The organism is Microbacterium testaceum (genome assembly GCF_001476655.1).
Taxonomy (GTDB): Bacteria; Actinomycetota; Actinomycetes; order Actinomycetales; family Microbacteriaceae; genus Microbacterium; species Microbacterium testaceum_C.
Map to the genome: position 1 here is coordinate 38,641 of NZ_LDRT01000007.1, position 23,071 is coordinate 61,711.

30 protein-coding genes are annotated in these 23,071 nt (G+C 70.2%); 17 read left to right on the plus strand and 13 right to left on the minus strand.

Going from position 1 to position 23,071, the window contains the following annotated elements:
• Positions 1-3: 3 nt before the first annotated feature.
• Both NS220_RS01455 and NS220_RS01460 read right to left on the minus strand, forming a co-directional pair.
• Complete coding sequence (locus NS220_RS01455) at positions 4-1,122, minus strand: HAMP domain-containing sensor histidine kinase (RefSeq protein ID WP_058622331.1); 1,119 nt, start codon at positions 1,120-1,122, stop codon at positions 4-6.
• A complete protein-coding gene (locus NS220_RS01460) occupies positions 1,115-1,783 on the minus strand; it encodes a response regulator transcription factor (protein WP_058622332.1) in 669 nt (222 codons plus the stop codon). Before NS220_RS01460 ends, NS220_RS01455 begins: the two co-directional genes overlap by 8 nt.
• A gap of 51 nt (positions 1,784-1,834) precedes the next feature.
• Between NS220_RS01460 and NS220_RS01465 the strand changes: the two genes are divergently transcribed.
• Both NS220_RS01465 and NS220_RS01470 read left to right on the plus strand, forming a co-directional pair.
• Positions 1,835-2,338, plus strand: a complete 504-nt coding sequence (locus tag NS220_RS01465) for a metallophosphoesterase family protein (RefSeq protein ID WP_058622333.1) — start codon at positions 1,835-1,837, stop codon at positions 2,336-2,338.
• Between the two features lie 68 nt (positions 2,339-2,406).
• Complete coding sequence (locus NS220_RS01470) at positions 2,407-3,009, plus strand: M15 family metallopeptidase (protein ID WP_081322924.1); 603 nt, start codon at positions 2,407-2,409, stop codon at positions 3,007-3,009.
• Positions 3,010-3,073: 64 nt separating this feature from the next.
• On the opposite strand, the gene NS220_RS01475 is transcribed toward NS220_RS01470, so the two are convergent.
• The 3 genes from NS220_RS01475 to NS220_RS01485 form a co-directional block, all read right to left on the minus strand.
• Entirely contained in the window at positions 3,074-4,168 is a 1,095-nt protein-coding gene (locus tag NS220_RS01475) for a fatty acid desaturase family protein (protein WP_440589451.1), read from the minus strand.
• Positions 4,169-4,404: 236 nt separating this feature from the next.
• The gene (locus NS220_RS01480; protein WP_013583139.1) at positions 4,405-4,608 is read right to left on the minus strand and encodes a cold-shock protein; all 204 of its coding nucleotides are present in this window, start codon (positions 4,606-4,608) and stop codon (positions 4,405-4,407) included.
• Between the two features lie 16 nt (positions 4,609-4,624).
• Positions 4,625-4,909, minus strand: a complete 285-nt coding sequence (locus NS220_RS01485) for a hypothetical protein (RefSeq protein ID WP_058622335.1) — start codon at positions 4,907-4,909, stop codon at positions 4,625-4,627.
• A gap of 229 nt (positions 4,910-5,138) precedes the next feature.
• Here NS220_RS01485 and NS220_RS01490 point away from each other — a divergent pair, with 229 nt between their 5' ends.
• Both NS220_RS01490 and NS220_RS01495 read left to right on the plus strand, forming a co-directional pair.
• A complete protein-coding gene (locus NS220_RS01490; RefSeq protein ID WP_058622336.1) occupies positions 5,139-5,501 on the plus strand; it encodes a hypothetical protein in 363 nt (120 codons plus the stop codon).
• A 53-nt stretch (positions 5,502-5,554) separates the two neighbouring features.
• Positions 5,555-6,046: a pyridoxamine 5'-phosphate oxidase family protein gene (locus tag NS220_RS01495; protein ID WP_058622337.1), complete on the plus strand. Its 492-nt coding sequence runs from the start codon at positions 5,555-5,557 to the stop codon at positions 6,044-6,046.
• A gap of 39 nt (positions 6,047-6,085) precedes the next feature.
• Here NS220_RS01495 and NS220_RS20700 read toward each other — a convergent pair whose 3' ends face one another.
• Positions 6,086-6,217, minus strand: a complete 132-nt coding sequence (locus NS220_RS20700; RefSeq protein ID WP_275934667.1) for a hypothetical protein — start codon at positions 6,215-6,217, stop codon at positions 6,086-6,088.
• Positions 6,218-6,329: 112 nt separating this feature from the next.
• On the opposite strand from NS220_RS20700, the gene NS220_RS19105 reads away from it, so the two are divergent.
• Both NS220_RS19105 and NS220_RS01500 read left to right on the plus strand, forming a co-directional pair.
• Positions 6,330-6,485 carry a DUF2256 domain-containing protein gene (locus NS220_RS19105; protein ID WP_080575326.1) on the plus strand — a complete coding sequence of 52 codons (156 nt, stop codon included), beginning with the start codon at positions 6,330-6,332 and terminating at the stop codon, positions 6,483-6,485.
• A 40-nt stretch (positions 6,486-6,525) separates the two neighbouring features.
• Complete coding sequence (locus NS220_RS01500; RefSeq protein WP_058622338.1) at positions 6,526-7,965, plus strand: cryptochrome/photolyase family protein; 1,440 nt, start codon at positions 6,526-6,528, stop codon at positions 7,963-7,965.
• Between the two features lie 123 nt (positions 7,966-8,088).
• On the opposite strand, the gene NS220_RS01505 is transcribed toward NS220_RS01500, so the two are convergent.
• A complete protein-coding gene (locus NS220_RS01505) occupies positions 8,089-8,304 on the minus strand; it encodes a DUF2945 domain-containing protein (protein WP_058622339.1) in 216 nt (71 codons plus the stop codon).
• Between the two features lie 182 nt (positions 8,305-8,486).
• On the opposite strand from NS220_RS01505, the gene NS220_RS01510 reads away from it, so the two are divergent.
• Positions 8,487-10,016, plus strand: coding sequence for a catalase (locus tag NS220_RS01510; RefSeq protein ID WP_058622340.1), 1,530 nt, complete (start codon positions 8,487-8,489; stop codon positions 10,014-10,016).
• Between the two features lie 134 nt (positions 10,017-10,150).
• Here NS220_RS01510 and NS220_RS01515 read toward each other — a convergent pair whose 3' ends face one another.
• Genes NS220_RS01515 through NS220_RS01525 form a run of 3 tightly spaced genes read right to left on the minus strand, consistent with a single transcriptional unit; the run spans position 10,151 to position 12,329 of the window.
• Complete coding sequence (locus tag NS220_RS01515; RefSeq protein WP_058622341.1) at positions 10,151-10,738, minus strand: hypothetical protein; 588 nt, start codon at positions 10,736-10,738, stop codon at positions 10,151-10,153.
• A complete protein-coding gene (locus tag NS220_RS01520; RefSeq protein ID WP_058622342.1) occupies positions 10,735-11,571 on the minus strand; it encodes an endonuclease/exonuclease/phosphatase family protein in 837 nt (278 codons plus the stop codon). Before NS220_RS01520 ends, NS220_RS01515 begins: the two co-directional genes overlap by 4 nt.
• A complete protein-coding gene (locus tag NS220_RS01525) occupies positions 11,571-12,329 on the minus strand; it encodes a glycosyltransferase family 2 protein (RefSeq protein WP_081322926.1) in 759 nt (252 codons plus the stop codon). The genes NS220_RS01520 and NS220_RS01525 overlap by 1 nt, the downstream gene beginning before the upstream one ends.
• An 87-nt stretch (positions 12,330-12,416) precedes the next feature.
• Here NS220_RS01525 and NS220_RS01530 point away from each other — a divergent pair, with 87 nt between their 5' ends.
• From NS220_RS01530 to NS220_RS01560, 7 genes are all read left to right on the plus strand, one after another.
• Positions 12,417-13,205: a sulfurtransferase gene (locus NS220_RS01530; protein ID WP_153004102.1), complete on the plus strand. Its 789-nt coding sequence runs from the start codon at positions 12,417-12,419 to the stop codon at positions 13,203-13,205.
• A 3-nt stretch (positions 13,206-13,208) separates the two neighbouring features.
• A complete protein-coding gene (locus NS220_RS01535; RefSeq protein ID WP_058622343.1) occupies positions 13,209-14,162 on the plus strand; it encodes a dipeptidase in 954 nt (317 codons plus the stop codon).
• Positions 14,159-14,671 (plus strand): GNAT family N-acetyltransferase, encoded by a 513-nt coding sequence (locus NS220_RS01540; RefSeq protein ID WP_193755239.1) that lies wholly within the window; start codon positions 14,159-14,161, stop codon positions 14,669-14,671. The genes NS220_RS01535 and NS220_RS01540 overlap by 4 nt, the downstream gene beginning before the upstream one ends.
• Positions 14,672-14,912: 241 nt before the next feature.
• Positions 14,913-15,626 carry a hypothetical protein gene (locus NS220_RS01545; RefSeq protein ID WP_058622344.1) on the plus strand — a complete coding sequence of 238 codons (714 nt, stop codon included), beginning with the start codon at positions 14,913-14,915 and terminating at the stop codon, positions 15,624-15,626.
• Positions 15,623-16,168, plus strand: coding sequence for an SdpA family antimicrobial peptide system protein (locus tag NS220_RS01550; protein WP_058622345.1), 546 nt, complete (start codon positions 15,623-15,625; stop codon positions 16,166-16,168). The genes NS220_RS01545 and NS220_RS01550 overlap by 4 nt, the downstream gene beginning before the upstream one ends.
• On the plus strand, positions 16,161-17,084 hold the full coding sequence (locus NS220_RS01555) for a sporulation-delaying protein SdpB family protein (RefSeq protein ID WP_058622346.1): 924 nt from the start codon (positions 16,161-16,163) through the stop codon (positions 17,082-17,084). The genes NS220_RS01550 and NS220_RS01555 overlap by 8 nt, the downstream gene beginning before the upstream one ends.
• The gene (locus NS220_RS01560) at positions 17,071-17,559 is read left to right on the plus strand and encodes a hypothetical protein (RefSeq protein WP_058622347.1); all 489 of its coding nucleotides are present in this window, start codon (positions 17,071-17,073) and stop codon (positions 17,557-17,559) included. The genes NS220_RS01555 and NS220_RS01560 overlap by 14 nt, the downstream gene beginning before the upstream one ends.
• 27 nt (positions 17,560-17,586) lie before the next feature.
• Here NS220_RS01560 and NS220_RS01565 read toward each other — a convergent pair whose 3' ends face one another.
• Positions 17,587-18,819, minus strand: coding sequence for an NAD(P)/FAD-dependent oxidoreductase (locus tag NS220_RS01565; protein ID WP_058622348.1), 1,233 nt, complete (start codon positions 18,817-18,819; stop codon positions 17,587-17,589).
• Positions 18,820-18,983: 164 nt separating this feature from the next.
• On the opposite strand from NS220_RS01565, the gene NS220_RS01570 reads away from it, so the two are divergent.
• Positions 18,984-19,382, plus strand: a complete 399-nt coding sequence (locus NS220_RS01570) for an arsenate reductase ArsC (protein ID WP_058622349.1) — start codon at positions 18,984-18,986, stop codon at positions 19,380-19,382.
• Positions 19,383-19,425: 43 nt separating this feature from the next.
• Here the strand turns inward: NS220_RS01570 and msrA are convergent, their stop codons facing one another.
• On the minus strand, positions 19,426-19,980 hold the full coding sequence (gene msrA, locus NS220_RS01575; protein WP_058622371.1) for a peptide-methionine (S)-S-oxide reductase MsrA: 555 nt from the start codon (positions 19,978-19,980) through the stop codon (positions 19,426-19,428).
• A 38-nt stretch (positions 19,981-20,018) separates the two neighbouring features.
• Complete coding sequence (gene msrB, locus NS220_RS01580; protein WP_058622350.1) at positions 20,019-20,477, minus strand: peptide-methionine (R)-S-oxide reductase MsrB; 459 nt, start codon at positions 20,475-20,477, stop codon at positions 20,019-20,021.
• A gap of 189 nt (positions 20,478-20,666) precedes the next feature.
• On the opposite strand from msrB, the gene NS220_RS01585 reads away from it, so the two are divergent.
• A complete protein-coding gene (locus NS220_RS01585; protein ID WP_058622372.1) occupies positions 20,667-21,494 on the plus strand; it encodes an SDR family NAD(P)-dependent oxidoreductase in 828 nt (275 codons plus the stop codon).
• A 147-nt stretch (positions 21,495-21,641) separates the two neighbouring features.
• Positions 21,642-23,069: a ferredoxin reductase family protein gene (locus NS220_RS01590; protein ID WP_058622351.1), complete on the plus strand. Its 1,428-nt coding sequence runs from the start codon at positions 21,642-21,644 to the stop codon at positions 23,067-23,069.
• The last annotated feature ends 2 nt before the right edge of the window (positions 23,070-23,071 follow it).

A 23,071-nucleotide genomic window follows, 5' to 3' on the forward strand; every position in this document is an offset into this window, starting at 1 on the left:
CGCTCAGCCGCGCGTCTGATCCGCCGTCGGTCGGGGAAGGCGCACGCGGGCGTGGAGTCCACCGCCCTCGCGCGGCCACAGTTCGAGCGACCCCTCGTGCGCCCGGACGATCGCGACCGCGATGGCGAGACCGAGGCCCGTCCCCGCGGCCGCGGTCCGCGTGCGGCCGCCCGCGCGGACGAACGGCTCCGGCAGCGTCGCCACGGTCTCGCGCGAGAGGTGCGGGCCGGTGTTGGCCACGTCGATGATCACGGTGCGCGCGTCGGTGCGCACGCCGACCTGGATCTCGCGGGGTGCGGTTCCGTCGGAGCCGCTGTGCACGATCGCGTTGTGCACGAGGTTGGTGAGCATCTGACGTGCGAGGGTCTCGTCCGCAGCAGCCACGGCGGGGGAGGCGATGCGTGTCGTGAGGCGGGCGGGGGCTCCCGCGGCGAGGGGAGCGAGCTCGCCGCAGACCTCGAGGGCGAGAGTGTCGATGCCCACCTCGGTGCGCGCGATGACTCCGCCGTGGGACGCGCGCGACAAGGCGAGAATGGCCTCGGTCAAGCGGATGGCGCGCTCGTTCGTGTCGTCGAGTCGCGCGAGCAACCTCTCGACGTCGACGCTGCCGGGGTCGGCGCGCGCGACCTCGAGCATGGTCCGCATCGTCGCGTGCGGTGTGCGCAACTCGTGCGAGGCGTTCGCCGCGAAGCGCCGCTGCTCCTGCACCGTCTCGGCGATACGGCCGAGCATCGCGTCGAACGTGTCGGCGAGGTCCGTCAGCTCGTCACGACGGCCCGGAAGGGCCACGCGACGGTCGAGACTCCCGTCGCGCACGGCGCGTGCCGCGTCGGTGATGCGGGTCAGCGGGCGGAGCATGACACCCGCGACGATCCAGCCGCCACCGAGTCCGACGATCGCCAGCCCGGCGACGGTGAACCACGCGTACTTGACGAAGACCTCCGTGAGGTCGCGGCGCGCCGGGGTGAACAGGCCGTTGTCGGCGTACAGGTTGCCCTCGGGCAGGAAACGGAGCACGAGGAATCCCACCGTGAACAGCGTGATCCCGACGATCACGACGAAGACCGCGTAACTGAGGGTCAGCTTGATGCGGACCGACAGGCCGGCCGGACGCTCAGGCATCCGCGGGGCCGATGCGGTAACCGACCCCGGCGACGGTCTGGATGAGCCACGGCTCACCGAGGCGCTTCCGCAGCGTCGAGATCGTGATGCGCACCGCGTTGGTGAACGGGTCGGCGTTCTCGTCCCACGCGCGCTCGAGCAGGACCTCCGCGCTGACCACACCGCCGCCCGCGGTCATGAGTACCTCGAGCACCGCGAACTGCTTCCGGGTGAGCGAGACGTAGCGTCCGTCCCGGTACACCTCGCGCCGGAACGGATCCAGACGGATGCCATCGCGCTCGAGGATCGGGGGAGTTCCGGTGGAGGGGCGCCGCGCGAGCGCCCGCAACCGCAGCACGAGCTCCTTCAGGACGAAGGGCTTGGTGAGATAGTCGTCGGCTCCGCTCTCGAACCCGGATGCCTTGTCGTCGAGCCGGTCGGCAGCGGTGAGCATGAGCACGCGCGGGGCGGCGGGCTGTCCGGCGAGGTGCCGGGCGATCTCGTCGCCGTTCGGCCCGGGGATGTCGCGGTCGAGGACGACCACGTCGTAGACGGTGTAGCTCAGCTGCTCGAGGGCGGCATCGCCGTCCGCGGCGATGTCCGCCGCGATCGCTTCCAGCCGGAGTCCGTCGCGGATCGCCTCGGCGAGGTAGGGCTCGTCCTCGACGATCAGCACGCGCATTCCGTCATCGTAGGCGGGGCCGCGTATCGCGGGCGTATGTAGCGTGGACTGATGGCGACCCGATTGCTCCTCGTGGCCGACACCCACGTCCCGAAGCGTGCCCGGACGATTCCGGACGCCGTGCGGCGCGCGGCATCCGACGTCGATCTGATCGTGCACGCGGGGGATTGGGTGACCGAGCCCGTGCTGGACGAGCTGCTCGCCCTCGGCCCCGTGCTCGGGGTGTGGGGCAACAACGACGGCGCCGACCTGCGGGCGCGCCTTCCCGAGATCGCCCGGGCCGAGATCGAGGGCGTCCGCGTCTGCGTGATCCACGAGACGGGTGCCGCCGTCGGCCGTGAGCAGAGGATGGATGCCGCTTTCGGCGACACCGACCTGCTCGTGTTCGGGCACTCCCACATCCCGTGGGACACCACCACGCCCGCGGGGATGCGCCTGCTCAACCCCGGGTCGCCCACGGATCGTCGACGACAGCCCCGCTGCACGATGATGACGCTCACGCTGGTGGACGGGGAGCTCCGCGATCTCCGGCTGCACGGGGTCGCCCGCGGCTGAGGGCTTATCGTCCGCGTATCCGCCGGTCCATACGGCCATGCAACGGGCGGGGCGATGGACTGCGGTTCATGGCCGTTCTCTCCGACCCCGCCGCGGGGCACCGTCGTCTCGTCCTCCTGCTCGCGACGGCGGGCGGCATCGTGCTCGTGCTCGCCGCGATCGTCACTCTCGCGGTGACCCTGACGTTCTCGTCGTTCGCCGCGGTGGTGAGGCCGGCGGGGATCTTCCTGCCGACCGAGGAGGACGGACTCATCGCCGACGACGCGTCGCTGAGCGTCGATGACGAGTCGCATCCTGCTCTCGCGCGGTTGGACCCCGCCCTTCTCGAAGCCCTCCGCGCGGCGCAGGTCGCGGCCGAGGCCGATGGCATCCGGTTCGACATCACCAGCGGGTGGCGCAGCGCCGATCTGCAACGACGACTTCTCGCCGATGCCGTGCGCACGTACGGCAGTGAGGAGGTGGCGCGGCAGTACGTCGCGACGCCCGAGACGTCGAGCCACGTGACGGGACAGGCGGTCGACATCGGCACGCTCGACGCGCAGCTCTGGATCATCGAGCACGGACGGGAGTGGGGCCTGTGCCAGACCTACGCGAACGAGCGCTGGCACTTCGAGCGGGCGACAGAGCCCGGCGGAGAGTGTCCGACGCCGAAGCTGGACGCTCGAGGGTGAGGGAAACGCGAAGGGCGTCGCGACCGGTGTCCCGGCGCGACGCCCTTCGTGGTGGGGTCAGGTCTCAGACCCGGCGTGCGGCCGAGGTCAGCGGGCACTCGAACGGATCGCGGGCCGCGAGGCCCACGCGGTTCAGATACTGGATCACGATGCCGTACGACTGCAGCAGCGTCGTCTCGACGTAGGGCACGCCGAGCGTCTGGCAGTGCTCGATGACGATCTCGCGCGCGCGGCTCAGGTGCGGACGCGGCATGTTCGGGAACAGGTGGTGCTCGATCTGGTAGTTGAGCCCGCCCATGAGCCAGGTGGCCCACCATCCGCCGGAGATGTTGCGCGATGTGCGCACCTGCTTGCTGAAGAAATCGAGCTTCGCGCCGGGGGCGATCACCGCCATGCCCTTGTGGTTGGGAGCGAACGAGGCGCCCATGTACACGCCGAACACCGCGAGTTGCACGCCGAGGAAGGCGAAGGCCATACCGACGGGGAGGAAGATGAAGACCGGGGCCACGAACACCGCGAAACGCAGCGCGATGAGTCCGAGCTCGGTCCAACGCCCCTTGACCTCGCCGCGCGAGAACAGGTGGCGGATGGCCAGCACGTGGAGGTTGAGGCCCTCGAGCGTCAGCAGGGGGAAGAAGAGCCACCCCTGACGCTGGGTGATCCAGCGCTGGATGCCACGCGCTTTCGCCGCGTCCTCGTCGAGGAACGAGATCGTGTCGATCTCGATGTCGGGGTCTTTGCCGACGCGGTTGGGATTGGCATGGTGGCGGGTGTGCTTCGAGGCCCACCACGACTGGCTCATGCCGACGACGCCATTGCCGATCCACAGCGCCAGGCGGTCGTTCGCGGGGCCCGAGGCGAGGATCTGACGGTGGTTCGCCTCGTGGGCGAGGAACGCCACCTGGGTGAACAGGATGCCGAGAGCCGCGGCGATCAGCAGCTGGAACCAGCTGTCACCGAGGAGGACGAAACCGGCGATGCAGCCGGCGAAGGCGAGGACGAGGGCGGAGCCGACGAGAGCGTAGAAAACGCGGGTGCGGACGAGGAGTCCGCTTTCACGAACGACCTGGGACAGCTCTGTGTAGGCCTTCGCGATCGGGGGGAATTCGGTGGTGCCGGAGTAGGTCTGACGGACGGGGCCGAGACGGGACTCGACGATGGTGGAGGCGATGAATTGCTCCTCGATTTTCGTGACCGAAGTCGGGAACCCGAGAGGCTTCCTCGGGTTTGCCCCACCCTACGGGGCGACGTATGGGCACCCCGGAATACATCCACATGTGCAGGAACCTCACCGGGAATGCACACCTACCGGACTCGCTCCGTTCACGCCGAGGAGACGACGAAAGCCGGGTCGCCGCTGATGCGGCGGACCCGGCTTTCGGGGTGAAGCGGAGCTTAGAGGGGGCGGATGTTCGCGGCCTGCATGCCCTTGGGGCCCTGCTCGGCGTCGAATTCGACCTTCTGCGCTTCCGTCAGCTCCTTGAAGCCGTTGCCCTGGATCGCGCTGAAGTGCGCGAACAGGTCGGCGGAGCCGTCATCGGGAGCGATGAAGCCGTAGCCCTTTTCGGAGTTGAACCATTTCACGGTGCCAGTGGCCATCGTGTTCTTCCTTTATTCATGTTGGGCCGCATAAGCGACCGTGGGCGCCGCTCCGACGAACGCGGAGCGGACGGGGACGCCGCAGCACCGAGGCGGTGCCGCGTACGCGGTGCCCGTCGACGGCGGCCTGGGCCGCCCCGACGGACGTGTGGATGCCGAGGTTCTCGCCGAGCGGACCTTGGGCTTCGTAGCCCGAGGTGGCCGCGCCGACGAAACCGGCATAGTCGGATCCGGCCGTCGCGACGTAGACGTCGAGATCGGCCTGGCGCCACGACAGTGGCGAAGGGTGAAGCGAGGACACAGAGACTTTCCGCGGGAGGCACGCGGTGACGGAGGTCATCGAGCGCGCCGTGCGACGAGATAGAGGGGGATTCTGGTGGTGAACGGCTCGGTGCCGTGCGCCCGACATCTCATCGATGAGGCGGGCGTCCATGAAGCAAATCCCGGAATTGATGCTCCCACGGTAGCACGGATGCCCGGCGGACACCCGGGGGATTTCTGCGGCGCCCTCTCGAGGTGGACTGGGGGGCATGGCATCCGGGATCGATGAGTGCGCCGACGACGTCACCGACGACGAGCGATGGCTCGTGATCCACGGGCGCCGATGGCGCCGCACGGACCCGGCGCTCCCGGAGGATCTCGCCGCCCGCTTGAGATCCCACCTCGGACGGGCCCGCTCGGCGGTGCGCACCACGACGCGTGCGGGGGACGCCGACGCGACGGCGGACGCCCGTCGCCGGGTCGGCCTCGCCACGTCGGGGCTCGGCGAGCGGGGACCGCGGTGGTGGGAGGACGACGTGGACGCGCGCATCGCGCGAGCGCTGGCCGCGGTCGAGGAGCTCGACCGTGACGCCCCGCCGAGAGCAGACGAGGGGCCCGGCGTCAACGCGTAGCGCTCGTCGAAGCGAGCCGGTGGGCTGAGGGTCCGTCAGAGAGAGGGAGTGTCATGACATCCACCGACACCGAGTTGGACAAACTCAACGAACTGCTGAAGAAGTTCCGCTTCGCCATGGTCACCACGCGCGCCGAGGACGGCGCATTGCACGCTCACCCGCTCACCGTCCAGGAGAACGAGTCGGATGGCGACCTGTGGTTCATCGTCGGTACCCACGCCTCGGCCGTCGAGCACGTGAGGCGGGATGCGAAGGTCGGGCTGTCGTTCAGCTCGGACAGCACATGGCTCTCGCTCGCAGGCGAGGCCGAGGTGGTCGACGACCTCGCCAAACTCAAGGAACTGTGGTCCACGACGGTCGAGGCGTGGTTCCCGGATGGTCCGGAGTCCCCCGGGGTCACTCTGTTGAAGGTCTCGGCTTTGACCGGGGAGTACTGGGGCAGCGCCGGTGGGCGCCTCGCCACGGCCATCGCCCTGGTGACGTCGAAGGTGACCGGCGAGCGCCCGAAGGGCGGCGAGAACGAGAAGTTCGATCTGACCGACTGATCCGACGAAGGGCCCCGCGCGCGGGGCCCTTCGCCCGTCTCAGCCTCCGGAGGGGTTGTCGACGGGGGCATCGTCGTCATCGGTCGTGTCGGGGATCTGCGGCCCGTCGGCGGTCTCGAGCTCGTCGGGCTCGTCGGCGGTGTCGTTCGTGCGGTCCGGTGTCGTGTCCATGGGGGCACCCGACCACGAATCGCTGCGGATGCGCGCGGCCCTTGCGCGCACTCGGTCTCTGTGTCAGCGCAAGCCCCCGTTCCGCCGGCTCGCGCTTTGCGACGATGGCGGCATGTCACGACCCGAGGTGCGCGCCAAGCCGTGCGCTTACTGCGGACGCCCGTTCACCGATCGCAAGCGCTGGAGCGGGCGCGATCAGTGGGACCAGGTGCTCTATTGCTCGCGCGGGTGCCGCGCGAATGCGGCGAAGCAGAGGCGTCGCGCATGAACGAGATCTCCGTCGCGCGGGTACCCCGGGGGTGCGGCGCATGAGGGCAGCGCTGATCCTGGCGACGCAGCAGTTCGCCGAGCACCCCGCCTACGCCGACGAGGACGTCGAGGAGTTCTTCTTCATCGAGTCCGCGCCGCGATTCCGGAAGCTGCCGTACCACCGGCACAAGATCGTGCTGCTGATCTCGGCGATGCGGCACACCGCGGCCCGGCTCGAGGCCCAGGGCAAGACCGTCCGCCGCATCACCCTCGACGACGACCTGACCTTCCGGGCCGCGCTCGAGAGGCTGCTGAAGACGCACCGGGTGAGCGAGCTGACGTGGATGAGCGACCCGAACCGCCCCGTCGACGAGCGCATCGCCCGCATCTGCGCCGCTCACGACGTCGAGACCGAGGTGCTCTCGGACGGACTCTTCCTGACCCCCGAGGAAGAGGTCGACGAGTGGTTCGCGGCGCATCCCACACCGCTCATGGAGGACTTCTACCACTGGCAGCGCCGACGCACCGGCATCCTGATGGACGGCGGGAAGCCCGCGGGGCGCCGCTGGAACTTCGACGCCGACAACCGCAAGGCCCTGCCGAAGAAGGGTCTGGCGATCCCGCCCCTGCCGCAGCTCGAGCCCGACGACATCACGCGTGCGGTCATCGCCGAGGTCGACGAGCTGTTTCCCGAGCATCCCGGCGCGGCGGGGGAGTTCTGGCTCCCGGTCACTCCGGAGGACGCGCGCGACTGGCTCGACGTGTTCGTCGCCGAGCGCCTGCACGACTTCGGTCGGTACGAGGACGCGATGAAGGCCGACGAGCCGTTCCTCTTCCACGCGATCATCTCGCCGATGCTGAACATCGGGCTCCTCACCGTCGAGGAGGTGGTCGCCGCCGCCACGCGGACCGATGCGCCCCTGGCATCCGTCGAGGGGTTCATCCGCCAGGTGATCGGCTGGCGCGAGTACATGCGCGGCATGTACCGGGCGCACCCGAAGCTCGAGCACGTCAACGCGCTGCACCTCGAGAAGCGGATCCAGAAGTACTGGTACTCGGGCGAGCGCATACCGAGCGACCTGCCGGTCCCGGTGCGCACGGTGCTCGAGCGGGTGCACCGGTGGGGGTACGCCCATCACATCGAGCGGTTGATGGTGCTGGGCAACTGGTTCCTGCTGCAGGGCTACGCGCCGCGGCAGGTGAACGACTGGTTCCTCGCGCTGTTCGTCGACGCGTACGACTGGGTCATGGTGCCCAACGTCATGGGGATGAGCCAGTTCGCCGACGGCGGGTTCGTGGCGACGAAGCCCTACGTGTCGGGCGGGGCGTACCTGCAGAAGATGGGCTCGTGGTGGACGTCGGCGCAGGAGGCCAAGGACTCGGTCTTCACCGACGCGTACTGGGAGTTCCTCGAGCGCCACGAGGACGTGCTGGCCGGCAACCACCGGCTGGGGCTGGCGCTCGCGCAGATGCGCAAGCGGCGCGAGGCGCGGGAGTAGGCAGTCCTCTCGGCTCCGCGACGTGCCGGGCTCCGGAAACTTCTCGCCGCCTCCCGGTCGGGTCGATCCGAAGGGGGCGAAAACCCCGGCAATCTCCGGAGCCCGGCACAACTGTCAGCCGGATCAGCCCTTCAGCTTGTTCAGCGCCGAGCCCTTGTGCGCGGCGGTCGAACCCGACTTCTCCGACTTCACGATGTACGCCGGGTCGTCGTCGGATGCCGTGAACTTCTGTCCGTCGTGCTGGAAGTCCTTCGTCTTCTTCTCCATGACCTCGCCCTGGGTGCGTCCCTGCGGGGTGTCCCAGCTGACGCGGTCGCCCTTCGACAGATCCTTCGACATGTGCGGTTCCTCTCGTGTGGTTCCGCCATGCTGTCGGGGCACTCCGGCACGGATCGGGGGATTGACAGGCTCCCGCCCCTACGTCGTCGGTGGACGAATCGCAATGCCTCGGCGATGTCGGAGCTCCTGCGTACCGTCGTCGGCGGGCCCTTCGTTTCCCGGCCCACGACGTGAGGAGAGCCATGACCGAGCCCACCACCACGAACGGCGGCGCCCCCGTCGCCAGCGACGAGCATTCCCAGAGCGTGGGAGCCGACGGCTCGATCGCGCTCACCGACCACTACCTGATCGAGAAGCTCGCGCAGTTCAACCGCGAGCGCGTCCCCGAGCGCGTCGTGCACGCGAAGGGCGGAGGGGCGTTCGGCACGTTCCGCACCACCGGCGACGTGTCGGCGTACACGCGTGCGGCACTGTTCCAACCCGGCGTCGAGACCGAGATGCTCGCGCGCTTCTCGTCGGTCGCCGGAGAACAGGGGAGCCCCGACACGTGGCGCGATCCCCGCGGCTTCTCGCTGAAGTTCTACACGACCGAGGGCAACTACGACCTCGTCGGCAACAACACCCCGGTCTTCTTCGTGAAGGACGGCATCAAGTTCCCCGACTTCATCCGCTCGCAGAAGCGGCTCCCGGGGAGCCACCTGCGCGACAACACGATGCAGTGGGACTTCTGGACGCTGTCGCCGGAGAGCGCCCACCAGGTGACCTGGCTCATGGGCGACCGCGGCATCCCGGCATCGTGGCGCCACATGAACGGCTACGGCTCGCACACGTACCAGTGGATCAACGCCGAGGGCGAGCGCTTCTGGGTGAAGTACCACTTCCACACCGACCTCGGTCACAAGACGCTCACGCAGGACGAGGCGGACCAGATCGCCGGGCAGGATGCCGACTTCCACATCCGCGACCTGTATGCGGCGATCGAGCGGGGCGAGTTCCCCACCTGGACGCTCAAGGTGCAGATCATGCCCTACGACGAGGCGAAGTCGTACCGCTTCAATCCCTTCGACCTGACGAAGGTGTGGCCGCACAGCGACTACCCCGAGATCGAGGTCGGCACGATGGAGCTCAACCGCAACCCGGGCAACTACTTCGCCGAGATCGAGCAGGCCGCGTTCGAGCCGTCGAACTTCGTGCCCGGTATCGATGGCAGCCCCGACAAGATGCTGCAGGCCCGCATCTTCAGCTACGCCGACGCGCACCGCTACCGCGTGGGCACCAACTACCAGCAGCTGCCGGTCAACCGCCCGCACACCGAGGTGCACTCGTACTCGAAAGAGGGCGCGATGCGCTACGAGTACAACCCGCCCGAGGTGCCGGTCTACGCGCCGAACTCGGTCGGCGGTCCCGCGGCCGACCCGCGCCGCGCGGGCGATGGCGGGTGGCAGAGCGACGGCGAGCTCGTGCGGTCGGCCGCGACCCTGCACCCCGAGGATGACGACTGGGGTCAGGCCGGCGCGCTCGTACGCGAGGTCATGACGGCCGAGGAGCGCGATCGCCTCGTCGAGACCATCACCGGCCACGTCGGGGGAGTGACCCGCGCCGATGTGCGGGACCGCGCCGTGCAGTACTGGAAGAACGTGGATGCCGAGATCGGCTCCCGCGTGGAGGCCGGGCTCCCGCCGCTCGAGGGCTCGACCGCCCCGGGCGAGCAGCTCAGCGAACCGAACCCGGACGGCGACCTCGTGGGAACGGACGTGGCAGGGAAGATCTGATCGCGGCGGCGGGGTGGGGGCGTCGGACGGGCGCTCCCATCCCGGCCCGGCCGTCTCGCACGCGGGTAGTCTCGCGGTCCGCGGGGCTTTCCAGCGCTGTGCCGCCCACGCGGGTGGTCTCGCCGGCCGCAGGGCTACAGCGCCGCGCGATCCATGCGGGTGAGGCGGAAGCGCGACGCCAGGACCCCGGCCACGAGCGCCCCGGCCCCGCCCGCCATCATGTCGCCGATCGTGTCGTCGTAGGTCACGAAGATGGAATCCGTGACGAAGCGGTAGCCGAGCCACTCGACCATCTCCCACACGGCGCTGAGGGCGAGACCGGCCATCGTCGCCACGACGATCGGCGTGCGCCGACGCCCGGTGGGCGCCACCACCCCCGCGTCGTCGAGCAGCACGAGCGCGACGGCCGCCAGTACGCCGGTGCACACGAGGTGCACGATCAGGTCCCACCCCGTCCACGCGCGGTACAGCTCCAGCACGTTGCTCCCGGCGGCGACGAACACCGTCACGCACGTGACGAGATCCAGGCCCGCGCGCAGCCCGATCATCCGCGAGAGCATCACGGCCGGCAGAGACATCGACAGCACGGCGAAGTCGGTGAACGGCAGGGTGAACAGCGAGACGATCACGACGACGATGGCGACCGCGCGAACGGCGTCGGCGAGCCCGTCCGTGACCGTGCGCGGCGGCCGCTTGAGGTTGGCGTACAGGGCCGGGATCATCGAGCCTCGCTTCCGGGGTGGATGCGGACGACGGCCTGCACGGGCAAATGATCGCTCGGCCACTGCGTCCCCGTCGGGCGCGGGTCGATGCCGACGGCCCGGACACCGACGTCGGGCGTGGCCAGGAGCGCGTCGATGCGTCGAGCGCCGACCCGGGGGCTCGCGTAGTTGTTGAACGTCCCCCACTCGGCCGTGCGCCGTGCGGGCGCGTGCGACCAGGTGTCGAGGAGCAGACCGTCGGCGAACATCCCCGCGAGCTCGCCGGAACGCACGTGCGCGTTGACGTCGGCGGTGAACAGCAGCGGCTTCTCCCGCCGCGCGACGAGATCGTGCAGCCACGTCGCGGAGCGCCGCCGCGCGCGGCGGGAGAACGCGTCGAAGTGCGTGTTGACGAAGGTGAACCGCGCGCCCGTCGCCCGATCGCGCAGCTGCGCGATCACCGCGACGCGGGGGATCGTGTTCCCCCAGCCCGTCGATCCCGGGACGTCGGGGGTGTCCGACAGCATGACCTGCTCCCACGCTTCGACGTCGATGCGGTCACGGTCGTAGAAGAGAGGAGTGCCCTCGCCGTCGCGGTTCTTCCCCCGTCCGAGTCCGATCCGCCCGTACGACGACCCGAGCGAGGCCTGTACCCAGAGGGCCTGATCGGGCATCGCCTCCTGCGACCCGAGCAGATGCGGCCGATTCGCGCCGAGGAAGGTGCGCAGACGCTGCTTGCGCATCGGCCACCGATCGGCCGGCGGCCACGTGATCCGGTCGAAGCGCCGTCGGACGTTGAAGCTCATCACGTGCAGATCCGGCGCCGTGACGTCGGGGAACAGAACGCCGCCCATCAGCCCGCCGCTCCGGGGCGAGCCGTGTGGCGCCGAGCGCGTGCCACCCGCGCCCACCGCACGAGCGGGATGTCCGCGGGCCAGTGCGCGAACACCGTGCCGGCTCCGCGGCGGAAGCACACCGCGAAGCGGCGCGGCTCCACGGTTCGCGACGACACGCGCATGTGGCGCCCCCGCACGTACCGGATCCGATGGTGGAGCCCGAGGTGGTACGCGAGGTCGAGGTCGTCGTGCAGCTCCGGATCGAGGTGGATCCGGTCGCGCACCGCCTCCCACGCCGCACGGCGGAACGCCATGTTGGACCCCCACAGCGGCGTGTGTCCGAGCGCGGGGAACGCGAACGTGGTGTACGTGGCCAGGAACGCGCGGGCCATCAGCACACGTCGGGCGACGGGACCGTCATGGAACACGGCGCCGCCGGTGACGGCATCCACATCCGGATCGGAGAGCGCCGCGACCATGGTCGCGATCCAGGTGGGCGCCGGAAGACTGTCGGCGTCGAGACGCAGGATGAGCTCCCCGCGCGCGGCGTCGTAGCCGGTCGCGGCCGCGGCGGGGATGCCGCGCTCGCCGCAGAACACGACGCGCGCGCCCGCGGCCCGCGCGATGTCGGCGCTGTCGTCCGTCGAGCCGTTGTCGACGACGACGATCTCGTCGGCGGGGCGCGTCTGGGCGGCCAGGGCTCGCAGACACCGCCACAGGTGCGGGCCGTCGTCGCGGACGGGGATGACGACCGACACGAGGGGTCCTGCGGGCACGACGAACTCCAGACGACGAGTGATCCTCCACGCTAGGCGATGACTTCGCGGGCGGCCGGAGGCTTGACGCTTTCGTACGCTGGAGACATGGCATCCGTCCTCAACGTCTCGGCGTATCTGTTCACGCGCATCGACGACCCCGTCGCGCTGCGCCACACGCTGCGCGAAAGGGCGATCGCGGCTGAGCTGCGCGGGACGATCCTGCTCGCCGAGGAGGGCATCAACCTCTTCCTCGCGGGAGAGGCCGACGCCGTGCGCGGCTTCGTCGACGATCTGCGCGCCGACCCGCGATTCGCCGCCCTCGAGACCAAGGACAGCTGGTCGGATGCCGTGCCGTTCGGCAAACTCCTGGTCAAGGTGAAGCGCGAGATCATCCGCATGGACCGGCCGGAGGTGCGCCCGCAGGACGGGCGCGCCCCCGCGGTCAGCCCCGACACCCTGCGCCGCTGGCTCGATCAGGGCACCGACGACGAGGGGCGGGAGGTCGTCCTCGTCGACACCCGCAACGCCTTCGAGGTCGATTACGGCACCTTCGCCGGGGCGAAGGACTGGCGCATCGAGCGCTTCACCCAGTTCCCGGATGCCGCGAGCTCCCACCGCGACGAGCTCGCGGGCAAGACCGTCGTGAGTTTCTGCACGGGCGGGATCCGCTGCGAGAAGGCGGCGCTGTACCTGCGCGACGAAGGTCTCGACGCGTACCAGCTCGACGGCGGGATCCTCGGGTGGTTCGCCGCCCAGGGCGCCGCGCACTGGGACGGCGACTGTTTCGTCTTCGACGGGCGCGAGGCGCTGGATGCGGGACTCGCACCGACGCACAACTCCGGCAAACCCGGCGCCCTCGCTGCCGCAGGGGCCTTCGACGACGGGATCGCCTGAGCTGTGCTCTGGGATCAGCACGCCTGCGTCGAGCTCGTCGAGACGGCGGACATCACCGAGGTGCGACGCTACCGCGGCGCCGGGGGCGGGTACGTCTCGCTGAACGTCGGCTACGCCCCGCACGCGCCCGAGCTCACGGCATCCCTCCTCCGGTCCTTCCGCGCCCAGGTGCACGCGATCGACGGCCTCGAGCTCGCGGACACCGTCCGCGACATCGACCGCATCGCGGCCCGGGGCGACACCGCCATCGCGTTCGACCTCGAGGACTGCGCTCCTCTCGGTGGGGATCTGGATGCCGTCGGCCCCCTTGTCGCGCAGGGCGTGCGCACGCTCGGCCCGACGTACAACCACGCCAACCGCGCGGGAGGCGGCTGTCTCGACGCGGTCGACGACGGCCTCACCGCGTGGGGCCGCGACCTGGTCGCCGAGCTGAACCGACGCGGGATGGTGCCGGACGGCTCGCACGTCGGCGCGCGCACGACTCTCGACATGTGCCGGGTCTCGGCTCGACCCGTCGTCTTCAGCCACTCGAACATGCGTGCCGTGTGGGACCACCCTCGCAACATCACCGACGATCAGGCCCGCGCCGTCCGCGACACCGGGGGAGTCGTCGGCATCACCGGTGTCGGGATCTTCCTCGGCCCGAACACCCCGACGCTCGAGGCGATGGTGCGCCACATCGAGCACGCGGTCGGCGTCGTGGGTATGGCGCACGTCGGTGTCAGCACCGACTTCTCGTTCGACTGGCGCACCTTCCGCGACACGGTCGCCGCGTCCCCCGAGCTCTACGACGACAGCTACACCCGGTGGGGTCCCCTGGAATGGATGCCGCCCGAGACCTTCGTCGGCCTCCGCGCCGCGCTCGCCGCGAGAGGATGGACCGACGCCGACACCGCCGCCGTGCTCGGCGGCAACTTCCGCCGCGTGGCGGCCGAGAGCTGGGAGCCCCTGCCATGACCGATCTGAGAGACGGGGCCGTGCTGCGCCCCGCCCGCGCGGGCGACGAAGAGGGCATCCTCGCGTGCATCCAGGCGCTGGCCGACTACGAGAAGGAACCGGATGCCGTGGACAACACGGCCGAGATGATCCGGGAGACGCTGTTCGGCGACGATCCCCGTGCTTTCGCGTTCGTCGTGGAGAGGGACGGCGAGGTGCGCGCCATCGCGATCTGGTTCCTCACGTATTCGACGTGGACCGGACGCCACGGGATCTGGCTCGAGGATCTCTACGTCCACGAGGAGCACCGTTCGAGCGGCTACGGGGTGGCGCTGCTCGCCGCCCTCGCCGCGGAGTGCATCGACAAGGAGTACACGCGCTTGGAGTGGACCGTCCTCGACTGGAACGAGCCCGCGATCGGGTTCTACCGCGCCCTCGGCGCCGAGGCGATGGAGGAGTGGACCACGCGGCGGGTTACGGGAGACGCGTTGACCGCGCTCGCCGCCCGGGCGTCGCGCGGCGAGCCGTGAACGACGCGACGCGTCACCGATGACGCCCTGATGGCGTGTGGTCGCGCGCCGCGGGGTGAGGTGCGTCCTCCCGCGGTCCACCGCATCGCACGCCAGAAGTGCGCATCGCCGGGGAAAGCACGCGTGCGCCCGGAAGCGTAGCCCCAGGGCTACGATCGGCCGGTTTCGCGCCGCGTGACGGGACGGCGGCTCCGCGAATGGCTAGCGTCGTCGCCACGCCATCCATCGACAGGGGTCCCCCATGCGCACCGTTTCATCCGTTTCTCATCGCCTGACCGTGGTCGGAGGGGTCGTGGCACTCTGCGCCGGCCTGCTCGTCCCCACCGCTGCCCATGCGGCACCCAGCGCGCCGGCGAGTGCCGCGTCGTCGGCCGTGTCCGCACCGCTCTCGCCCGAGAAGGCGGAGGCGGTCTTCCTCGCGCTGTTCTTCATGCAGGGCGACGAGGCGCTCGCGCTCTACGAGCACGACGCCATTTCTCAGCTGGACGGCTTCGGCGACGTGTACGCCGCCGTGAACGCCCCCGAGGCGCGGGCGGTCTCAGCCTCCGTGGTGGCGGATCTTCGGGCCTCCGATCCCGAGTACTTCACCCGGTTCGCGAGTTCCGTCGCCTCCGGCAACCCGTTCGTCGTCGAGGAGCAGATCGCGCAGAGTCGCGCGGACATCTCGGGAACCGCGACCATCGCCGCCCTCGCGGATCAGGATGCCGCGACCTACGTTCCCGGCGAGATGGGGCCCACGTGCGGTGTCACGGTCGTCGTCGGCGCGGCATTCGTCCTCGCCGTCGCCGTCTTCGCGGCCGCGGGAGCCGTCATCTGGGTGGCGGCGGCCGGGGGTCAGGTCGTGGCCGTCGCCGAGACCGCCGTCGAGGTGCGCAACGTCCAGCGCGCCGCGCAGGGCGACCAGCTCTACCAGGACTGGATCGCCGACGTGACGACCACCTACGCGGGCGCGTGAAGAAGAGACTCACCGCGATCGCCTGCAGCATCGTCTTCGGGGTGTTCGGCCTATACGTCTTCCAGGCGAGTGTCGGGCCGAACATCCTGCGTCTGCCGGGACAATCGTGGGTCAAGCCGATCGTGAACACCGTGATGCCCGAGGGGTGGGCGTTCTTCACCAAGCCCGCCGACTCCTCCGTCGTGACGGTGTTCGCATCCCACGCGGCAGGATTCACCGAGATCACCTCCCCGTCGAACGCCGAACCTCGCTGGGTGTTCGGTCTCAACCGTCAGTCCCGCTATCAGGCGTTCGAGTCCGCGTCGCTGATGCTCGGCATCGGGAAGGAACAGTGGACCGAGTGCTCCGAGACCGAGACGAACCTCGAATGCCTCGCGCGTGTCGAGACCACGGCCGCGGTCACCAACGCCGGTCAGCTGCAGACCCTGTGCGGGGGGATCGGCTTGGTCGCCGAGGGGGTCGTCCCCTGGTCGTACCGGGGGTTCGCCGCGGAGGTGCGCGTGCCGCGGGAGGCCCTCCTCGTGGAGGCCGACTGTGACTGAGGCGCCGAACGGTGGGCCCTGGTCGCCGTGGATCAGTGTCGCCCGCTCGCTGCTCGCGCTGTCTCTGACCGGCACGCTGCTGTTCACCCCCTCCGCGGTGCTCTTCGCGCGGCTGTCCGGTGTCACCGCCGCCGAGCAGTGCGGAGGAACCTCCGCCTGGTCGCTGTTCTGTCTGATCCCCCCGACGGCCTCGCCGTGGGCGACGGTTCTCGCGATCGGTGTGTTGCTGTGGGTCGCGTCGGGCGTGCTCCCCGCCCTGTCTGCGGTGCCTTTCGCCTATGTCGCGTACAGCGTCACGACCGCGGGAACCCTCGTGGACGGGGGCGACCAGGTCGTCCTCGTGCTGGCGGTCCTGTTCATCCCCTACGCGTTGTGCGACGGGCGGATCCTCGCCTGGCGCGCGCCGCGGCGCGCCGCAGGAGAGATCCGGGCGACGATCGCGGCGTCGGTCGTCGTCGTCCTCCGCCTGCAGATCAGCGTCATCTACCTCGTCGCGTGCGTCAGCAAGCTCTCGGCGACGGCCTGGGTCGAAGGGTCCGCTCTGTACTACTGGACGAGGATCCCCGCGTTCGGAACCCCGGACTGGCTCGCCGGTATCGTCTATGCAGCGACCGGTACCCCGATCACCTCCGTGCTGCTGACCTGGGGAACGCTGGCGCTGGAGTTCGCCCTCGGTGTCAGCATGCTTCTTCCGCAGCGGGTGAGGCTGAACGTGCTGCTGCCGGCGGGGCTCCTGCTCCACGGTGCCATCCTGTTCGTGATGGGCATCGCCAGTTTCTCCCTCGCGATGTGCGGAGCCCTGCTCATCTTGCTGATCCCGGCACGCAGTTCGTGGTCGGTGCTCGCCGACCGCTGGTACACCCGTCGTCCGAGGACGCGCCCCGGAAAGAAGGAGTCCTCCCTTGCGCTTTCATGACACCACGATCGGCCCCCGCTGGCTGGCGATCGCGGGCGCCGCGTCGCTCCTTCTCGTCGTGGTCATCTCGGTGATCGCGTTCCCCGTGGTGCGGGGGCAGATCGACCGGATCGGCCCGGTCGTGCTGACGGTGGGTGCCCTGGCGCTGCTCGCGGTGGTTGCGGCGGGCGTGCTGGGAATGCTTCGTCGCATCACGATCGCCGTGGGCCCGACCCACCTCGACGCCCGGCTCGTACCCGTCCGCGTCATGCACGTGCCGCTCTCCCGGATCGTCGAGGTGCGTGTGGCCGACGTCGATCCTGCGGCCGCGGGTGGTATCGGCTGGCGCATCGTCGGCCGGCGCCGATTCGTTCTCTGGTCGGCCGGGCCGGCGGTCTGGCTGACGTTGAGCGACGGGTCGACACGCGTCCTGCGCACCGACCGCGCCGATGATCTGCGCGCGGTGCTCTCCTCGTCGGTGGCCGCGGGATCCTGACCCCCTGTCGACGCGTGCGGATCGCGCTCACGCGAGATCGACGAGGACCGCTTCCGCCGCTCGTTGCCCTGACACCAGCGCTCCCTGGATCGACGCCGTGTCGCGATGATCGCCCGCCACGTAGCGTCCGTCGTCGAGGCGCACGGGCCGGCGCAGTCGGAGCGGTGGGTCCTGCGCGGGCAGAGCGCGAGCGATGTCGTCACGCCGCAGGAGCCGCCACGGACGGGTGTCGGCGTCCCAGATCTCGGCGAGCTGGCGGCGGATGCCGTCCTCGGTCGCCGCGGAGGGCATCACGCACGTCGCCTGGATGAGGTGCTGTCCCCGCGGGGCGTAGGTCGGGGCGGTGTTCGTCAGGATCGCGGTGTTGACGATCGGTCCGCGCCGGCGGCCGTCGACGCGGAGCGCGGCATCGGCGCTGGGGGCGTCGTCGGCGGCGAACCACCACGTCTGCAGTCCGCGCGGGCGAGGGAGCGCGACATCCAGCGCCGGGTCGAGACCGGTGGCGATCACGACGGCGCGGGCGGTGACGGCCTCCTGTCCCTCGACCCCGACGTGCCAGCCGGAGGCCCGGTGCCGGGTCGAGACGACCCGATGCCGGAGCCGGATGCCGACCCCGGCCCGGCGGGCGGTGTCGGCGAGCTGCGCGGGAAGCGCTCCGATGCCGGCGGCCGGGACCCCGGGCCTCCCGAACGCGAAGCTGCGGATCAGCAGGCGCGTGAAGGCGTCCGACGTATCCTGCCGGTCATCGGCGAGGACGCCGGCGAGAAAGGGCTCGAGCACGCTCTCGCGCAGGGGTCCGCGCAGGCCCGCGCGGTCCCAGGCCTCCTCCAGCGTGCGGTCGCGGCCGGTCTTCGCGGCGCGGGCGGACGCGAGGGTCGGCCCCGCCCACCGCGCGAGTGCGACGAGGTCGGCGGAACGGACGAGACCGGCGCGCAGCGTCTCGGGGAGGGCCGAGGGGTGCCGCAGGGGGTGCGCCAGGCGGGCGAGTCGGTCCTCGAGCCGTACGCCGACGGCGACCGGGAAGCGCCGCAGCGCGAGGGCCTCGACATCGACCCAGCGCCGGACGGCCGGATACGCGGGATTGAGCACGTGGAAGCCGAGGTCGAGGCGGAACCCGTCGACGATGTCGGTGCGTTCGCGTCCGCCGACCGCGTCCTCCGCCTCGAGCACGACGACATCGCGCCCGGCCTCGGCCAGGCGGGTCGCGGCGCGGAGTCCGGCAAGCCCTGCTCCCACCACGATGACGTCGTACGCGCTCATGCCGCGAGCCTAAGCAGCGTGGAGCCGCGCTCGGCGGGGCTTGCGCGCCGGGAACACCTGGCGAGTGTCCAGGACACGCCGTCATCCTCGGTGCGGTTGCGGCGTGTTTCGGACACTCGACCACCCGGCACCCGCTGTTCACCGGAGCGCGTCAGAATGTACGGATGACCACCGTCACGATCCTCTTCGTCTGCGTCCACAACGCCGGGCGCTCGCAGATGGCCGCCGGCTACGCGCGGGCGCTCGGCGGCGATCGGGTCACCGTGCTCTCCGGAGGCAGCGCACCCGGCGAGACACTGAATCCCATGGCCGTCGCGGCGATGGCTGAAGAGGGCATCGACATCAGTGCCGAGGTGCCGCAGCTGCTGCTCACCGACGATGTGAGGGCGTCCGACGCCGTCATCACGATGGGCTGCGGGGACGCCTGCCCGATCTTCCCGGGCAAGAGGTACGAGGACTGGGAACTCACCGACCCGGCGGGCAAGAGCCTGGACGAGGTGCGCCCCATTCGTGACGACATCAAGGCGCGCGTCACACGCCTGCTCGACGACCTGCTGGCATGAGAAAGGGCCCGGATGCCGTGGCATCCGGGCCCTCGCAAGAGACTTACGCGGAGGCTTCCTCGCGCTTGGGCAGCACCCAGCCGGGCCGCACGAAGTGGCACGTGTAGCCGTTCGGGATGCGCACGAGGTAGTCCTGGTGCTCCGGCTCGGCCTCCCAGAAGGGGGCTTCGGGCTCGATCGTGGTGACGACCTTCGCGGGCCAGATGCCCGATGCGTCGACGTCGGCGATCGTGTCGCGGGCGACCTTCTCCTGCTCGGGCGAGAGCGGGAAGATCGCCGAGCGGTAGCTCGTTCCGACGTCGTTGCCCTGACGGTTCAGGGTCGACGGGTCGTGGATCTGGAAGAAGAACGCCAGGATGTCGCGGTACGACGTCTGGGTGGGGTCGAAGACGATCTCGACGGCCTCCGCGTGACCGGGGTGATTGCGGTACGTCGCGTGGTCGTTCTGGCCGCCGGTGTAGCCGACGCGCGTGTCGAGCACGCCGGGCTGGCGACGGATGAGGTCTTCGACGCCCCAGAAGCAGCCGCCCGCGAGGACGGCGGTCTCGGTGCCGGGGCGGCGGGTGATCTCGCCGGTGTCAGTGGGTCCGCTGGTCATGGTGATGCTCCTTTTGCGGTTGCGGAAGGGGAAAAGGTTCATGAGGCTCGGCTTTCGCGGAACAGGGGGAGGTACGCGCCGTATCCCTGCTCCTCGAGCTCGGCGACGGGCACGAATCGGAGGGCGGCCGAGTTCATGCAGTATCTCAGCCCCCCGGCATCGCGCGGGCCGTCGTCGAACAGATGCCCGAGGTGACTGTCGGCGCCGGCCGAGCGCACCTCGGTGCGTGTCATCCACAGGCTGCGGTCGGTCTTCTCCACGACGGCGGCCTCGTCGATGGGCCGGGTGAAGCTCGGCCACCCCGATCCGCTCTCGAATTTGTCGGTCGAGGAGAACAGCGGCTGTCCCGACACGACATCGACGTAGATGCCGTCCTCGTGGTTGTCCCAGTACTCGTTGCGGAACGGCGGCTCGGTGGCGTCGTCCTGCGTGACGGCGAACTGGTGATCGGTGAGGCGGCTCAGCGCCTCCGACGTCTTCCGGTACTCCGTGCTCACGGCTCGTATCCTCTCGTCCTGACGCTTTCGAAGCGGGCGTCACAGAAGAGAACGCGGGGCCCGCCCCTTTTGGTCCCGTGGGGCTGGGAGCGGGCTGTGAGTTCTCACGGGGTGTGGACGCCGAGGGCAAGCCCCGCGGTTCTCCTCGGTGCCCGCGTTAGCGTGGCGCTCATCGACCAGGAGGTACGCATGACCCGCACCATCGTCATCACCGGAGCCAGCGACGGCATCGGAGCCGCATCCGCGAAGCAGCTCGTGGGCGTCGGCGAGGAGGTCGTGGTCGTCGGTCGAAACCCCGACAAGACCGCGCGCGTCGCGCGTTCGCTCGGGGTGGACTCGTTCGTCGCCGATTTCAGCGACCTCGCACAGGTGCGCGAGCTCGCGGCATCCCTTCTCGAGAGGTACCCGCGTATCGACGTGCTCGCCAACAACGCCGGCGGCGTGTTCGGCGAGCGTCGCCTGACGACGGACGGCTACGAGACGACGTTTCAGGTCAACCACCTCGCGCCGTTCCTGCTCACCAACCTGCTGCGCGAGCGCCTCATCGAGTCGGGGGCCTCGGTCATCCAGACCTCCAGTGCCGCGGCGAAACTCTTCCCCCGCTTCGACCTCGACGACCTGCAGGGCGAGCGCCGGTACTCGTCGACCACGGCCTACGGCAACGCGAAGCTCGCGAACGTGCTGTTCACGAAAGAGCTCCATCGCCGGTTCGGCGAGCAGGGCGTGTCGGCGGTGGCCTTCCACCCGGGCGTGATCGCCTCGAACTTCGGCTCGACGAGCGACGGTCCGTGGAAGTTCCTCTACGGCGGCCCTCTCGCCAAGAGCCTCATGACCTCGACCGCGGTCGGCGGCGCGCGCCTCACGTGGCTCGCGCTCGGCAAGCCCGGCGTGGACTGGGAGTCGGGCGGCTTCTACGCCAACAACAAGCCCGCGAAGACGAACCGCATCGCCGACGACCCGGTGGTCGCGAAGGTCTTGTGGGAGCGGAGCGCGGCGCTCGTGGGGATCGACGACTGACCGGCCGTCCCCCTCCGCCACGTCGTCGCCGGGTGCGTCCCGCCGCTCCGAGGCCTCCGTCGGCACCTCGCTAGGCGTTTCCTCTGCGTTGACTCTGAGCCTCGTATTCTTGGAGCCGTCTGGGGAGCGCGCGGGCACGCTGAGCGCATGACCGCAGCCCCCGTCCTCGCCGCCCCGCCCGCCGCCGAGCGGCGCGCTCGCCGCATCCCGCGCCGGGCGGCGAACACCCGGCCCCTGTGGAACCTCGCCGCGATCGTCGTCATCTGGGCGACGAGCCTCGTCGTCGTGGCGGTGTGGGTCGCCGGGGGAGAGCTGCAGTCGCTCCTGGCCGGGGGAGCGGACTCGCTCAACTCCCTCGGGCGCGCCGCGGGTCTGGCATCCGCGAACCTTCTCTTCTTCCAGGTGCTGCTCATGGCGCGTGTGCCGCTGTTCGAGCGCGGTTTCGGTCGCGACGGCATCACGCGCATGCACCGGATCGTCGGCTTCTGGTCGTTCGCGCTGCTCCTGGCGCACATCGGACTGCAGATCCTCGGCTACGCGGTGCAGGCGGGTCTCAACCCCCTCGAACAGGCGTGGCAGTTCGTGGCGGATTACCCGGGCATGCTGCTGGCGACCGCGGGGACGGGCCTGCTGCTGCTGGTCGTGGTCACCTCCGTGCGCAAAGCCCGGAAGCGCCTGCGGTACGAGTCGTGGCACCTGCTGCACCTCTACGGCTACCTCGGCGTCGGCCTCGCGATCCCGCACATGCTGTGGACGGGCGCCGACTTCACCGTCTCTCCCGCCGCGACGGCGTACTGGTGGGCGATGTGGGGCGTGACTCTCGCGACCGTGATCGTGTTCCGGCTCGGGATGCCGCTGACCCGGTCGCTGCGTCACGGCATCCGGGTCCGTGCCGTCGAACCCGACGGGCGCAGCGGTGTCTCCGTCCGCATGACCGGTCGCCGGATCGACGCGCTGAAGGCCCGCGGCGGGCAGTTCTTCGTCTGGCGGTTCCTCGACGGCCCGGGCTGGACGCGCGGGCACCCCTTCTCTCTCGCGGCCGATCCCGCCGACGGCGAGCTTGTGATCTCGGCCCGGCTCGTCGGCGACGGCACGCGGCGACTCGCCGCACTGCGGCCCGGCACGCGGGTGCTGATCGAGGGCCCGTACGGCACGATGACCGCCGACGAACGGCGCGGTGGACATCTGCTGATGATCGGTGCCGGCGCGGGCGTCGCCCCCCTGGTGGCGATCCTCGAAGAGGGCGACTGGGCCCCGGGAGAGGCGACCCTGATCGTGCGCGACCACGCCGCGGCCGATGCCCTGCGCTCGGAGGCGATCGCGAGACTCGTGCGGGAACGGGGCCTGCGACACGCCCCTCTTCCGGGTCCCCGGGCGCTGACGACCTCGTCCTGGCTGCCCACCTCGCACGCGCAATGGTCGGGGTCCGACCTCATCCGCTACGTCTCTCCGCACACCGCCGCCACCGACGTGTTCCTGTGCGGACCTCAGCCGTGGATGGATGCCGTGCGCACCGACCTGCGGCGCGCCGGTGTCTCGGCCGACCGTATCCACCTCGAAGCCTTCGCCGTCTGAGG

Coding starts and splice junctions, on each gene's coding strand:
- NS220_RS01510 (WP_058622340.1), top strand. CDS start 8,487: ATGACCGAGCCCACCACCACGAACGGCGGCGCCCCCGTCGCCAGCGAC.
- NS220_RS01455 (WP_058622331.1), bottom strand. CDS start 1,122: ATGCCTGAGCGTCCGGCCGGCCTGTCGGTCCGCATCAAGCTGACCCTC.
- NS220_RS01545 (WP_058622344.1), top strand. CDS start 14,913: ATGCGCACCGTTTCATCCGTTTCTCATCGCCTGACCGTGGTCGGAGGG.
- NS220_RS01585 (WP_058622372.1), top strand. CDS start 20,667: ATGACCCGCACCATCGTCATCACCGGAGCCAGCGACGGCATCGGAGCC.
- NS220_RS01505 (WP_058622339.1), bottom strand. CDS start 8,304: ATGTCGAAGGATCTGTCGAAGGGCGACCGCGTCAGCTGGGACACCCCG.
- NS220_RS20700 (WP_275934667.1), bottom strand. CDS start 6,217: ATGGACACGACACCGGACCGCACGAACGACACCGCCGACGAGCCCGAC.
- NS220_RS01540 (WP_193755239.1), top strand. CDS start 14,159: ATGACCGATCTGAGAGACGGGGCCGTGCTGCGCCCCGCCCGCGCGGGC.
- NS220_RS01520 (WP_058622342.1), bottom strand. CDS start 11,571: ATGGGCGGCGTTCTGTTCCCCGACGTCACGGCGCCGGATCTGCACGTG.
- msrA (WP_058622371.1), bottom strand. CDS start 19,980: ATGACCAGCGGACCCACTGACACCGGCGAGATCACCCGCCGCCCCGGC.
- NS220_RS01460 (WP_058622332.1), bottom strand. CDS start 1,783: ATGCGCGTGCTGATCGTCGAGGACGAGCCCTACCTCGCCGAGGCGATC.
- NS220_RS01495 (WP_058622337.1), top strand. CDS start 5,555: ATGACATCCACCGACACCGAGTTGGACAAACTCAACGAACTGCTGAAG.
- NS220_RS01490 (WP_058622336.1), top strand. CDS start 5,139: ATGGCATCCGGGATCGATGAGTGCGCCGACGACGTCACCGACGACGAG.
- NS220_RS19105 (WP_080575326.1), top strand. CDS start 6,330: ATGTCACGACCCGAGGTGCGCGCCAAGCCGTGCGCTTACTGCGGACGC.
- NS220_RS01500 (WP_058622338.1), top strand. CDS start 6,526: ATGAGGGCAGCGCTGATCCTGGCGACGCAGCAGTTCGCCGAGCACCCC.
- NS220_RS01570 (WP_058622349.1), top strand. CDS start 18,984: ATGACCACCGTCACGATCCTCTTCGTCTGCGTCCACAACGCCGGGCGC.
- NS220_RS01465 (WP_058622333.1), top strand. CDS start 1,835: ATGGCGACCCGATTGCTCCTCGTGGCCGACACCCACGTCCCGAAGCGT.
- NS220_RS01480 (WP_013583139.1), bottom strand. CDS start 4,608: ATGGCCACTGGCACCGTGAAATGGTTCAACTCCGAAAAGGGCTACGGC.
- NS220_RS01565 (WP_058622348.1), bottom strand. CDS start 18,819: ATGAGCGCGTACGACGTCATCGTGGTGGGAGCAGGGCTTGCCGGACTC.
- NS220_RS01470 (WP_081322924.1), top strand. CDS start 2,407: ATGGCCGTTCTCTCCGACCCCGCCGCGGGGCACCGTCGTCTCGTCCTC.
- NS220_RS01515 (WP_058622341.1), bottom strand. CDS start 10,738: ATGATCCCGGCCCTGTACGCCAACCTCAAGCGGCCGCCGCGCACGGTC.
- NS220_RS01530 (WP_153004102.1), top strand. CDS start 12,417: ATGGCATCCGTCCTCAACGTCTCGGCGTATCTGTTCACGCGCATCGAC.
- NS220_RS01590 (WP_058622351.1), top strand. CDS start 21,642: ATGACCGCAGCCCCCGTCCTCGCCGCCCCGCCCGCCGCCGAGCGGCGC.